The following is a 13,030-nucleotide window of genomic DNA, read 5'->3' as shown; positions in this document are numbered from 1 at the left end:
GTTAACCGCGATGGCCACCTACAGTGACGGCACCACCTCCGATGTGACCACCTCCGTCGCGTGGCAGTCCCCTTCCCCCTCCACCGCCAACGTCACGCCAACGGGCTTGATCTCCGGTGGTAACGTCGGTATTACAACAATCACCGCCACCAAAGACGGCGTGCCGAGCAACAACGTCAACGTCCACGTAACCACCGCCGTGATTGATGATATTACCATCACGCCAGCGAATGTTTCTGTTGCCAAAGGGCAGACCGAACCGTTAACCGCAATGGCCACCTACAGTGATGGCACCACCTCCGATGTGACCAGCTCTGTCGCGTGGTCTGTGAGTAGACCCACAACCACGACCGTAGCTACAGTGACGTCTGGGGGTCTGGTCTCCGGCGTGGATATGGGCCTTGTCACCGTCACCGCCATGAAAGATGGCGTACCCAGTAATGATGTGGATATCAATGTGACCGCGGCTGTGATTGACGCTATTGACATCACACCGGCGAGCATTACGCTCAAAAACGGGCAGACCGAGCAGTTAACCGCAATAGTAACCTACAGTGATGGCACCACCTCCGATGTGACCAGCTCTGTCGCGTGGCAGTCTAACCCCACCGCCACCGCTAACGTAACACCAACAGGTTTGGTGTCCGGCTTGAAAACGGGCACTGCTAACGTTTCCGCCACAAAAGACGGCGTGCCGAGTAACACGATAACCGTAGAGGTATGCAACTTAGCAGATACGTGTATTGATGTGTTCGACACAGGTAGAGGGAGACTCTATACCAGTTCACCCTCCGCCGATTACTTATCCAGCATCGGGGGCAGTCCAACGGATGGGTTCTTCACCGAAACTGGGTCATCTGGCCCTGCTGGAAAATTCTATCGGTTTAGCTGGAGCAACGCGGGGTTACTGTGTGCGAAATACAGTACACAGAGTCTCTCAGGTCGAACCAACTGGCGTTTGCCTTCAAGAGCTGAGCTCAAGGTCGATCTGTTCGATAAGTACGGTAAGATGTTTACTGCTCGCGGCTGGCCAGCCAGCGGCGGATATTGGTCATCCTATCTTGGCAGAAGTCAAGCCGTGAACCTCACTGATGGAAAAATTACGAGTGGTAGTGTGTATTATGTATCCTGTGTTTCAGATAAATCCTTAGGGACACCTTAGTGACGTAATTTTAATGCTTTAATTCTTCGCGCCAGTCATCAATGACTGGCGCTTTTTTTTGCTAAGCGCTCGCCCGTGTGAGTTCTCTATTTTTTCGATAGTTTACACTTGCCAGCCGGTCGGTCATTGGTATTATCAAGTCAACGAGCCATCATCGCCTTGGGTGAGCGATTAAACAGAAAGCGCTATCGTTCAATGCAGCATTTTTCTGCCTGAACGCTATTATGAACGTCTAATAAATAAGGGGATATTTGACATTGATTGATGTAGTCGTGTTTGTTGTGATTGCTGGCTTTTACTTGTATTCGGAAGGCAGTGACACTTCTAGAAAGGAAGCGGGCGTAGCGATCGGGGTTTATGGCACTTATCTGGTCATCTATCTATTAATAAATCCGTTTCCAATGGCTACCTCCAAGTATATTGGGCAACTCTATGGCTTCTTACCCATGTTGTCTTTTGGAGCGATTTTATTTCCACATTTCAATCCAAGTTCTCCCGAGGTTGTAACAAGAGTCATGGGTTGGTTCGGATTGACGACAGCGTTCCTTATTCTTAGCTATTTTAAGCTGTTTGTGTGGTAACTGTCCCCACGAGCAATAATACACAGTTAGAACGGTTCCCAATGCGTTTTTATCGTTGCCCAGCCTGTTTAAAGTGCCGTGTTTGGCCGTTCGCGTTACTCATACCTTAACGTGGCGTTATATAAAATCGCTTAGATCAGCTCTAGGAATAACTCGACGGCCGGCTTAGGCTCATCAGTTTATCTAGCTGTTTTTGCGCTTTCTTGGGGTTTTCGAGGTCGACGACCTCGATCATTTCACACTCGTCCCGAACCATTTCATTGATAAGGCTAGGGTAATGGCGACAGTCTTCAGGGCGGTCAAGGTAGATACGGCATGTGTATTTATCTTTTTCATCGGGTTTAGTTTTCAGAGCTAACTCTAAAAATGGACAATGATTTAATTGCTCTCTTGTGTCTGGATCGAACCAAATCTTTCCATCTTTCACATATTCAAAGATATCTGGATTAAATAGCTCCCACAGGTCTATCTCTTCTTGTGTGGCCGCTAAATCACCATCTCCATATTTTATGCAGCATTTTCCGCACTGGTTACAGTCTTTCATGGTCTCTACTTTGAATCAGAGGTGGTGGGTTGAGTCTATCATCCACAGCCATAAAGCGCCGAATTTAAACGAGGTTTGGTCACATAACAAGCAACGATGGCGTCAATAGCGAGTTTTTGGCTAGGTCCTCATCCTAAATCACACCATATCGACGCATCGAATGTCAGAACCCCCTCACGCAGGCAATTATCGCTACTTTTTTGGTATCTGGCGTTTCGTCGTTATAGGAGTCCTTATAGGTAATGGGTCATCTTGAGTGCCTTGTTAGTTGAATTCTGCAAGTTGGTACTTTAACTTTGGTAACATTCTTTTTTGCGGGATACTTTTCACCTCACCAATTCTCACAGCACCTTTATAAAGGTAAAACCCTTCGGCATCAGGATCTGATATGATACTGAATTCCCTAATGTTCAAACGCTTACACTCTCGAAGTATCTCTTCAAAAACTAGATTTCCGATTCCTTTTCCTGCAACCTCAGGTAATAACCATAGATGATCTAGTTCATCAGAGTTGGTACTTTTAATAGCAAAAAAACCAACTATTTTAGAATCCAGCAAAACAACCTTAACAAGATTATCTGTAATATATCCTTCTTCAATCCTAAGGTCTTTTCGCCAAATCTCTAACTGCTCTCTTGAATAGCCCCAATAGCCTTTGGACTCAATTGCTATATCGCCCAATAGCTGTGACTGCTCTGGAACTGCATAACTAAACTCAATCATTTTTCCTCCATATCACCTAACGCTTAGCTAAGATGAACGAACCTTAGCATATAATTTTGCGGTGCAAAAATGCCAAGCGTTGACTGTCCAATTGAACGCCTTGTTCTAAGCGTAGTGAAGAGTAGTACAGACCTATTTTATAGTCGTTATAGGGGCAAGTCGTTATAGGAAGCGTTATAGGGACAGGCACTTTCCTTAAGTAGCGAAGCGAATCCTAACCCACTGTTTGATTTGCGTTTAAATGCCTTGTTAGCCACTCATTCCCAAAAGTTATTTTTTACTCAACAGGAACTTACGTAACTCTCTCTCAGCACGCATAACAAACAGAATAAACACTTTGTCACCGTCTTGTTTATAGAAAACACGACATGGATTAACGACAACTTCACGATAACTTAAATGTGCTAGTTCGGGTGGAATACGACCTGACTCTGGGAAAGTTTGTAGGCGTTCGACTTTGGAGAAGATCGTTTGTACTAAATGTTTTGCCGCTATGATATTTTCAAGTGCGATGTATTCAGCGATATCATTGAGGTCAGATAACGCTGGCTCAGTCCAAATTATTTCAGCCATTTTGACATTTTGTCCTTGGCTTCATCGTGACTTAGCACTTTACCGTCAGCTAGTGCGCGTTCACCTCGTGCAATACCCTCCAGAATAGCCAAACGATTTTGCATAAACTCGTAATCATCAACATCAACTAGATACGCGGATGGCTTACCATGCTCGGTAATTAACACTGGTTCTTTGGTGTTGTGGAGCTCGGCGAGGATCTTAGTTGCTTGACGTTTAAGTGATGTAACTAGTTCTACTTTCATGAGAGCTGCTCCAAAGGAATATAAAAGTGATACTATTCTATCACTTTTAGCATAGCAAGCTCCATGACGGCTAACGCTGCGTTAAGGTGTGACATTCGCTTGGCTATACTTGAATTAAGCGAAACCGCCAAGCGCAAGGAATCACTCTTAAATGGCAAATTCCTTGCGGCCTCCTTAATTAGCCATGTGCCCGAATTGGGCTTTATTGCTAATAAACACGCTTCTTCTCTCATTGGCGTTGCACCAATAACAAGAAAAAGAGGCTTGTGACTTTAAATTCGATGCTCAGAGACGGCGTCATGTGGGATAAAGATAGCGCCAAAAATTAGCTATTAACACCATAGTCTCTTGTTATATTTCTAATCTTTGCACCATACACTTCGCACACCAACACCACAGAAACCAACTGATTTACAATTCTTACTACTGGTACTGCTTGGCATTACATCAGTCAAAATCACCTGTACACCTAAAGACATTGCATCTGAGATTCGAGCTCGCAGCAAAGCAGTTTGACACCCATTTGAACGATAACTCTCTTGTGTATACGCATTGGCTAATATTGCAAATTCATTCTCAATAAAGCTCGTTGCCCAAGCACACGGCTCACCATTTATTTTTGCGACATAGCAGCGAAACGTATCAGTGCAATAAAGTGAGCGCTTCTTCTGCCAGAGTTCATCCGAACACTCTAAACCTGACGTTTTGAGTAAGGTTAGAAACGCATCGACATTCTCATGTGTCCATCGTTCTACTGTTACTTCGTCAGATACTTCTTCAAGAGGTACGTAGTTTACCGCCTTTAGTTCGAGAAACTCATGCTCATAAGCTGGGACGAACTCACGGTTTGATAACCATGCCTTCAGCTCATTAGCTATTGCCTGCGGTTCGATAGAAATTTCTGGAGGAAAGCCATTCTTATACAAATTCAAGTGGCTCTCTAAGTCTCCTGCCGTACAAGCACCATGGATGTTTATCTGATTATCATACTTACGTGTTTTATCTATAAAAACTGAGCATCCTTCAAACGCAGACGAAAAAAGCTCACTTTCTAAATCTGTGGAAAGAGTTCGCTCATTATTAAATTGAAAGTAAGAGCGATATACATCTTTGACTCTTTTATCTTGCATCGTTCCCTCGATATTGAATGAAATATAACGCATACATAACACGTTTACTACTATGCGATTGTACTTAATATTCATGCCTTAAAATGATAAACACCCGACAATCTGGGATGCCGAGTGTAGCAAATCGTGTTGATGCACTTGTTAGCTACGTCTTTCCAATTTGAATGACAAACTAGCTTTTACGGCCAACCACTCACTATTAATTATCGAAAATACGACGGTATCTCGATAGCTACCATCAGCCATTTGTTGGTGATTTCTAATTACACCGTCCTGCTTTGCGCCTAAACGAGCTATTGCATTACGTGAAGCATGATTATGCCAATGAGTTCTAAACTCAACTGCAATTGTTGAGAGGTTTTCAAATGCATGGGAAAGAAGAAGGAACTTACATTCAGTATTTACTGATGTTCTCTGGGCGCTTTTCGCATACCACGTATAACCGATTTCTACCCGTTTATTTTCACAATCGGCGTGACATAAACGAGTTGTACCAATTATGGTTTGAGTTTCATTATCAATAACAGAAAAAGCCAAAGAACGTCCAGCATCTTGTTCGCTTAAAGCCAATTCAATATAACCGTTTACAGTCTCTTCAGTTGGGATTTTTGTATACCATAAATTCCAAAGTTCACCATCAGAAGCGGCTTCAACCAAAGCTGATGCATGCTCGAACTGCAGTGGAATTAATGTGACTGTTTTACCTTTAAGCTCCGTAACTGAAAGCCATTTCTCATCTTGCATACTAAAATCCTTCTTTGAAGCAGTCAACGCCTTGTTAAGGTGTGAGGCACGCAATACCGAAGCCCCCGCATACCAACTTAACCGCAAAACCTGACGCATAGTAAAAATTGATCTTCACCCGATAAAATGGACACCCTATTTTCTTTAACCCATCATGACTTCATATTCATGCGGGCTGCGATATCCAAGACTTGAGTGCAGTCTATTACGGTTATAAAAAGGCTGGATATAGCCGACAAGCTTATCTCTAAGCGGCTTCTCACTTTTAAAGCTATTTTTTGTAGTTGACCACTAAAATTGGCCACAGTTTTGTAAGTTTCCCCGTAAAGTCTTTCCGACTCATTCGGAGTCAGGCCACCGTTGTACTGGTGAGGCCTGATTTGGCTGTAGTATTTAATGATATACAACGATGCTCTGCCAAGCTTCATCTAAACTGCGATAGCCACTGGTTGGCACCCATTCTATTTTCAAGCTTCTAATTTAGGTTAACCAACAGGACTTAGATGTCTGTCCGCTTCATTCCCTCACACCTCAACACCGCCACAAACGCGTCCAGATATTGCTCGATGGTCAGGTCAGCAGAAACAGGCGGTAGTTCTACGGTAATACACGGCAGGTTGCTTTCTTGGCACCAAGTTCCGAATGAGCCTGGGGTTTCGTAATCGACGTCTTCGACAAGTGGCAGGTTGAACTGCTTACCTAACCAAGTGGCGAATTCAGATTGAGTGGGATCATCGACCATGGCGAGTGGTTCGTGAAAAGAGACGACGAATTTAGGTTTGCGCTGTTCGATGAGGTTGATGAGTGATTGCACTTCAGGTTCAAGCTGTTCGGCTTGCCCCGTTTTCACTGTTACATCTCTTACTGGTGTGTGGGAACTCCAGCGATATACAGTGCCGTTTCCAGTCCAGTTTTGAGTTGGAAAGGCGCGATTTAAATCGACTTGGTTAGCGTTGGCGCGAGTGCCTAGCTGATTGCCATCTGGGTTCATCGACAGGATCACATCGTGCCGCGATTCGGCCGCTTGCAAGCTTCTTAGCGCGCAAGACAAACCCGTGATAGAAGCCGTCTCATCGCCGTGTGTACCTGCTAAAATTAGCCCGCGAGAATCGCTTTTTATTTGTGCGGGAAAATAGAGCAAGGGTGCGCCCAACGCCGATTTGCCATATGACAGCGGCTTTATTGAAAATGCAGCTCTTTCCGTTCTTGGAATTAAACTCACCTTAATCTCCTGATTGATCAAGTACTATCAAGTATTCACTATTGGTGATATTAATCATTAACTAAGCCCATTAAATCAACCCCTTTAAAAAACCATCGCGTCAAAACTCATCAACCGTCGCATTGTTAATTTTATCACTTTGCTTCAAAGATAGGCTAGGAGAGCAAAAAAACATGGATTTTAGGCAACATTCAACGGCTTTACTCATTTCATCTCTATTGACCCCTTTTATATCAGTGACGGCTTTTGCTGAAACCCTACCAGCCGGAACGTCTCCTATATCAAACAATAAATAGGCCAGCTGCGAACCCAGATATCACCAATCTAAGACATCATGGATCGAGCGCTGTGTGTTACCCATGCGGCCAACAACTCAAAGGTTCAGGACTGAAATGTAGTGATCTGCCCCTTGCTGCCGGTCACTCAACAGAACTTACTGAGGTGCAGAATACTTAGGAGATACTTAGGTGCCTGTCCTTGTAATTCCTTTGTAATTCCTTTGTAATTCCTGTCCTTGTAATTCGTCTTGTAATTCGGTCACTCTTGCAGGGACAGGCACCTTTGCTTCAAACCGAGACTCGCGATTGACATTAAAATCATCCCTAAGTCAGGCTGAAGAATGAACTTCTGGAAGAGATAACCAATCTGATTGGCGTCGAGCGTATCGCGTTTATAGCCAGATGTTTACGTTAGATATAGACCTCTATAATAAGCCTGAAGAACAGAGCCTTCAGGCTAAAGGGACTTTATAGATATATCTTAGTGTGACTGGCAACCAGCTCTGTGACGCTCTGAGCTTTGTCTTTCATTAGATTCACACTAATGTATTTTGTTGTCTGGAAGTGAGTAAACCATTGTGTACTAATCTCTGAGAGCTCACTTGGATTGTCACATCGGTAGTGGTACGTAACAGAGAACTCGCTGTGTTTAGTCTCATGACCATAACGATGTTTTTGGTGGCTGTCGCTGTCCCCATGATAACAATCCTGACCATCTTGACCATCTTGACCATCTTGACCATCTTGACCATCTTGACCATCTTGACCATCCTGACAGCTCTTGTTCTCGTCTTCTTTTCCATCCAAAGTGTGAGTCACAATGTGACGCACTAATTTGCATTCAGCACTTGGTGTCAGTGTAAACAGAGAGTCAGCATTACCCAGACGAGTTAAGGCTTTATCTAGAATGTCATGCTGCTGATCGTTGTTCGGAGCGTGTTCAAAGCCCAATAAATCGCTGCTTGGGGCATGAATATCCAGTAGTAATTCATCACCCTCTTGAGCAATATTCAACTCAACATGCCCATGCATGTGTGCTTCATGCTGACGAAACTCTTGATTTGCCAGTGCCGCTGTACTGAATGTTAAACTAACAACTATGGCAATTTTTCTTATTGAGTGCATTGTAAAACCTTAATTCATGATGATTTATAAATGTTGCTGTATTGCCCAGAGCAACTTGTGTTTCTTTTAACTCATTGAATTAGTTGAAGAGGTGGTGAGCGAGCGAGGTAACCGAATACCAGTTTCTTTAAACAATGGTATTTTGGATTGTCGTAAAAAACATCGCCTTGGGGTCCATTTTCCATGACGACATGACTATGGTTGACGCCATATTTTAGACATATATAAGGTGGGTAACGATGTTGCCTAGTTACACCGAAGTGATAGAGATGGTCAACGTAGACACAACCCACCCACAATAAACGCATGATGGCAATACCATGTAGTGTATTCGAGTATTGTATTTTTGCATGGTGTAAATAGGTCATAACGCTCAGCAGGACATCATCAAAACAAGAGTTATGTTATAACGTATCACTTAAAGCAAAAGTGTTATGTAAAAGCTGTGTTAAATATTGTCTTTAATTCAACAAACTCATCTTGCTTCAGCGTCTTTTCCTGAGGCAAAAACTTTTCTCATTTATCCGAGACAAGAATTGCAGACGATTCTGCTGGCACCCTTACGGGGACAGGGGGTACTTACGGGGACAGGCACCTTTGCTTCCCTTTGCTTCGTAACGATAGCTATTCGTTGCTCTTTCTTTCTCATATAGTCGCAGAGGGGTTAATCATGTTTGGTACATGTTCATAACAGGGCGTTATGTCACCACAGATCTACGCAAAATAATCAGAAAGTTACATTCGGCCTATATTCTTGGTCTGAGAATCGAGCCACTCGCTGGGTCTTAGTGGCTCGTTTTTAGTGTGAATATTAGCTTTGCAAAACAAACTCTAGGTCGGCGATGGTTTCGCTGTACGTAATCGCATCGACTTCCGACAGTTTTAGCGGCTCCTGATCATCGTCTAAACCGCGTCCAAGTCGTCCTTTCATAAATTCAACGCTGTCGATCTCCTGAGGCTCATCATAGCCGGTAAAACCCAACCCAAAACCGCCATTTATGTGCACAGCAACCGTGAGATCAGAGTCAGCAAAGTATTTGTATAACCAATGTACATAACATCCATCCAGCGTTTTTCCGTTGACCCAGCCACGGCGTTCCATTTGTGGCCGAAAACGTGGAAACGTTGTTTTTTCATAGCGCGTTACACGGCGTAACTCTGTCTCTTCTGTTGGCACAGTAAACACTGGGCGTGATAGTTGAGGAAAGGGAACGTCGATTTCGTTCTTATCAAACACGCCTTGCCACTCCGTGCAAATGTCCTGCCCGCTTTTTAGAGGGTGTAACACACTGAGTAAGGCGCCTTCAGGCCAAGTAACCGGCCTACCGTCAATATCAACAAACTGGTTTTTTTCATCTAAACGTATAAATATAGGCCGGTCTTCAATGGTTAAACACCATACAATACGACGAGCAAGGAAAGTCAGTATGGCTTTACCTCCCCACGTTTTGTCAAAGAAGTCCTGAGTGAATGTGCGCCCAGTCACCATGGCTTGCTCTAGACGTTCTTGAGCATTGGTAAAGATTTGTTTGACCTGTTTTCGATAAGCACTCAGCTCGGTGCGACGCGCTTTCAGCTCATCGGCATCGTCATCTTTACGTGTGCTCGGCGTACTTTTCAATGTTTTCCCGTCAAGGCTTAACGCAATCACCCCCTTTGCTTGCAAGGTGAGCGTCAAGTTACGAGCGCCAAACGCAAAGTCTTGCTGGCCTTTGGCATTAAAACCAAGATCGGTGGCAAGCAAATCAACCATGTCATTACGGCTGATGTTGCGAAGAGCGGCGGCATCATCAAGGGCCTCCATTGCGCGATGTCTTAAGCTTTGGCTCTTCGCTTTACGCGTCCAATGATCCAGCCAGCTTAATGTCAAAGTGCTGCCTTTGCGTCCCATCATACTGACTTTGTAAAAGGCAGCCGCGGAGCTTCCACTTCGCACTTCATCGTCGAGATGGCGACCAAACTCGTTAAAGGTTTCATCATTAGCAAACAGCTCTGCTGAAAATAACACCCAGCCAATACGGGAGACTTTATCTGTGCCAAAACAGTTATTCAGAGCTTCGTACAACGGTTGGAACTGCTCTGGTTGCCATTGGGCAGTCAGTGCGGCTAAATAGCGGTCTTGTTTTTTATTATTTTGTTGCTCAAGACGCGCGATAACCCATTGCATGGCATCGTCAGACAGCGGTTTGCCTGATGTCCACCGCAATCGTGGAAGTGCCTCTAACGTCACTTTTTTAGGAAGAGGACATGCATAACGACCGAGTAACGCATCAATATCACTTTGTTCGCTGGCGGTGAGCGGTAGGCGTGGTGCGAGTCGTTCTCTCAATGACTGTTGTACGCTGGCAGCAGCAAACGCTGCATTAGCCAGCGCGACTTTTGCTTTGGCATTTTTTTCTTTATCGAAAGCGGCTTCTAATGCGGATAATGCCGTAGTACTTGGGTTCTGTCTGAGCACAGTGGCAGCATTGACTCTTGTACCTACCTTATTTGAGCTCAGTAGTGAAATAAGCTGCGTCAGCGCAACCTCAGGTAAGTTGGTCAACGCCAGTTGCAAAGAAGCAGCGGAAGCAACAGGGCTAAAGGCAACAAACACAGCCTCTTTATTGGCACGGTTAAGGGAGTCATAATGAGCCCAAAGCTTATCTAGGCATGGCAGTTTGCCATTAGATAGCGCAATTTCCATGGCGTGTATGAAGTATTCCCCATAGGTTTCCAAGTAGAGCTTAATTTGCTCTTCAAACAATTCGTATAAAGATTCTAGCCGTGGTTGATCCCTTTCTTTTTCTTCTTCTTTCCACCTGCGACACCAATCCACAAGAGCAAGATGGGCATTGACTGCGTTTTTTTCAGAGCGGGCAACGATACGATTAACTAAATAATAATAAATTTGTAATGCGTCGTCCTTTTCAGCTAAACGCTGGAGTGTGACAACCGTGGCGCGATCCCCAAGGGATTGTTGCATATTATCGGCAAAGACGTCGTATGGACGCATATCCTCTTTAACTTTCCACCTATCCCATAGTTGGCGGCGAGAATTGTTCCAAGCTGCATAGTGCTGGCGGAATGTGGCGTATTCTGCATCCGTTGCATCAACAACGGCGAGCTCTACCGATTTATTGTTTGTTTTTTTGGTTGTAGGTAGGACGCCAGCTAATAATTCAAGACATTCGATCACCTCGTCGACTTTTTCTTTTTTCAGTCTTGCCGCTGCTTTTTCTGCAATTTCTGGAGCAGATCGCGCTTTCTCAGGCAGCTGTGACAGCACATGGCTCGCGATAATACGAACATTCTTCTTACGTGAATCGAGCGCATTAAGTAACGAGCCAATGGCAGCCGCTCCTTGTTTTTTAAGTCCTTTTTGTGCCGCTTCTCGTACACTTTCGGTCGTATTACCGATACATTCAATCAGTGTTGGGATGGCTTTCGGATCGTCAGAAGCGGACAGTGCTTTGACGAGGACTTCAAGCTGCGAGTGCTTTTTGTCTTCTAACGCCTCTATCAAAAACTCAGGATACTGTTTGCCGATGACGGCCATGTCCATTGGTTTAAATGAGGAATAGTAACGATTTTCATCGATAACGTGTTGCACCGTTTTTTTTGCTAGCTTTTCCGTACACAAGTGGTTCAATAATTTTATGCTGTAGGGCAACTTGTCTAATATATAGGCTTCAAGAAGATCGTTAGGTAAGACATTGAAGGTTTCAGGAAATTCTGAAAAGAACCATGTTGAGGTGTGCTTTAAAAAGAATCGAGCCATTTCTCGCCCAATTTCACCCTTGTTTTTCACTTCATGCTGGATTAGCCAGCCGATAGCCGAAACCGCACCCAGATTAGGGGATCTATTGATTTTGGTTGAGTAAATATCGCGAATATGCGTGGCCAGATCTTGGGGGTATTGCCTCATGACTGAGCTTATTATTCTAACCGAAGACTTGCTGTCGATGTTGAAGGCCATATGCACAATTTGCAATGGCGTCGCATATTTTGCGGTCACTTGTAAGAAATCAGCATGTCTCAACTTACCGTTTGGGCGGCTAGCGAACGCGTTTACAGCAAGTGCAACCTTTTCTTCAGGCCAGATAGCGAGTATTGCTTCTAATCTATTTTTGCAATCGCAACGAGCATTAAGAAGCTGTTGTACTTTTTTGTCTAATATGGCGTCTTTGAAATCTTTTGCACTTTGCAGCCCTTTTTTCGCCAGCTCGTAGCGTACTTCTGAAGCAATGGCAGGGTCAAACTCAGGCAAGTGTTCAACAAACAGGTTAAGATCATCACTTAACTCAGTGACGAAGCAGCCTGAGAATTGGCCTGAATATAAGCTCTTTTGGCCCTGTGATTTAGACTCTTCAAATTCGGCAACTATTTTACTCGTTTCAAGTAAAATATTAACAGCCTCTTGAGCATTGTAACAAGACGTCGCACCAGAGGCTAATTTCCATAATTTGGGGCGCCTTGATAAATCTATTGTGTGATCATGATGCAATAACCAAATCATATTACCGGCACGATCATCAAACTTGCCGATTAATTCATCACGCACTCGGTTGATATTTCGGGTTGTTTTTATTATATGGTGCGCAGCGTCTAATTCTGACTCTGTAAACATGGAGCTCCCTCTTACTGGCATGTGCTTTAACTATGCATTATTATGAATTATCCATTGATTCGTATTCAAATGATCAATTTCTCTTATTGCTCGG

The 13,030-nt window shown here is 44.1% G+C and carries 11 protein-coding genes and 3 pseudogenes; 3 read left to right on the top strand and 11 right to left on the bottom strand.

The genetic code is table 11. The annotated features are described in order from the left end of the window. Positions 1–1,162 (top strand): Ig-like domain-containing protein (locus HLM86_RS11325; RefSeq protein ID WP_170882859.1); only part of this gene is annotated, 1,162 nt, incomplete at its 5' end. A 251-nt stretch (positions 1,163–1,413) separates the two neighbouring features. Beyond that, positions 1,414–1,743 carry a hypothetical protein gene (locus HLM86_RS11320; protein ID WP_245798269.1) on the top strand — a complete coding sequence of 110 codons (330 nt, stop codon included), beginning with the start codon at positions 1,414–1,416 and terminating at the stop codon, positions 1,741–1,743. 142 nt (positions 1,744–1,885) lie between these two features. On the opposite strand, the gene HLM86_RS11315 is transcribed toward HLM86_RS11320, so the two are convergent. The 4 genes from HLM86_RS11315 to HLM86_RS11300 all read right to left on the bottom strand — a co-directional run bounded on the left by HLM86_RS11315 (position 1,886) and on the right by HLM86_RS11300 (position 3,828). Further along, a complete protein-coding gene (locus HLM86_RS11315) occupies positions 1,886–2,287 on the bottom strand; it encodes a YkgJ family cysteine cluster protein (protein ID WP_076590437.1) in 402 nt (133 codons plus the stop codon). A 264-nt stretch (positions 2,288–2,551) separates the two neighbouring features. Beyond that, positions 2,552–3,010 carry a GNAT family N-acetyltransferase gene (locus tag HLM86_RS11310; RefSeq protein ID WP_170882858.1) on the bottom strand — a complete coding sequence of 153 codons (459 nt, stop codon included), beginning with the start codon at positions 3,008–3,010 and terminating at the stop codon, positions 2,552–2,554. Positions 3,011–3,280: 270 nt separating this feature from the next. Continuing rightward, positions 3,281–3,583 carry a type II toxin-antitoxin system RelE/ParE family toxin gene (locus HLM86_RS11305; protein ID WP_076590436.1) on the bottom strand — a complete coding sequence of 101 codons (303 nt, stop codon included), beginning with the start codon at positions 3,581–3,583 and terminating at the stop codon, positions 3,281–3,283. Then, a complete protein-coding gene (locus HLM86_RS11300) occupies positions 3,571–3,828 on the bottom strand; it encodes a type II toxin-antitoxin system Phd/YefM family antitoxin (protein ID WP_076590435.1) in 258 nt (85 codons plus the stop codon). Before HLM86_RS11300 ends, HLM86_RS11305 begins: the two co-directional genes overlap by 13 nt. A gap of 153 nt (positions 3,829–3,981) precedes the next feature. On the opposite strand from HLM86_RS11300, the pseudogene HLM86_RS20500 reads away from it, so the two are divergent. Beyond that, positions 3,982–4,092: pseudogene (locus HLM86_RS20500) on the top strand (IS110 family transposase); the annotation flags it as partial. A 95-nt stretch (positions 4,093–4,187) separates the two neighbouring features. On the opposite strand, the gene HLM86_RS11290 reads toward HLM86_RS20500, so the two are convergent. The 7 genes and pseudogenes from HLM86_RS11290 to HLM86_RS11255 all read right to left on the bottom strand — a co-directional run bounded on the left by HLM86_RS11290 (position 4,188) and on the right by HLM86_RS11255 (position 12,936). Next, entirely contained in the window at positions 4,188–4,958 is a 771-nt protein-coding gene (locus HLM86_RS11290; protein WP_170882863.1) for a GNAT family N-acetyltransferase, read from the bottom strand. Positions 4,959–5,099: 141 nt separating this feature from the next. Beyond that, positions 5,100–5,702 carry a GNAT family N-acetyltransferase gene (locus HLM86_RS11285; protein WP_076590433.1) on the bottom strand — a complete coding sequence of 201 codons (603 nt, stop codon included), beginning with the start codon at positions 5,700–5,702 and terminating at the stop codon, positions 5,100–5,102. A 144-nt stretch (positions 5,703–5,846) separates the two neighbouring features. After that, a pseudogene (locus tag HLM86_RS11275) lies at positions 5,847–5,981 on the bottom strand (IS3 family transposase); the annotation flags it as partial. Positions 5,982–5,992: 11 nt separating this feature from the next. Next, positions 5,993–6,179: pseudogene (locus tag HLM86_RS11270) on the bottom strand (IS3 family transposase); the annotation flags it as partial. Between the two features lie 22 nt (positions 6,180–6,201). Beyond that, a complete protein-coding gene (gene mpaA, locus HLM86_RS11265; RefSeq protein WP_290313415.1) occupies positions 6,202–6,915 on the bottom strand; it encodes a murein tripeptide amidase MpaA in 714 nt (237 codons plus the stop codon). Between the two features lie 755 nt (positions 6,916–7,670). Beyond that, on the bottom strand, positions 7,671–8,327 hold the full coding sequence (gene zrgA / locus HLM86_RS11260; RefSeq protein ID WP_170882856.1) for a zinc uptake protein ZrgA: 657 nt from the start codon (positions 8,325–8,327) through the stop codon (positions 7,671–7,673). 811 nt (positions 8,328–9,138) lie between these two features. Continuing rightward, positions 9,139–12,936 carry a DUF4132 domain-containing protein gene (locus tag HLM86_RS11255; protein WP_170882855.1) on the bottom strand — a complete coding sequence of 1,266 codons (3,798 nt, stop codon included), beginning with the start codon at positions 12,934–12,936 and terminating at the stop codon, positions 9,139–9,141. Between the last annotated feature and the right edge of the window lie 94 nt (positions 12,937–13,030).

Source organism: Vibrio ostreicida (assembly GCF_013074385.2).
GTDB lineage: Bacteria > Pseudomonadota > Gammaproteobacteria > Enterobacterales > Vibrionaceae > Vibrio > Vibrio ostreicida.
The sequence above is the reverse complement of the archived record's forward strand: the minus strand, read 5'-3'. Positions and strand labels throughout refer to the sequence as shown.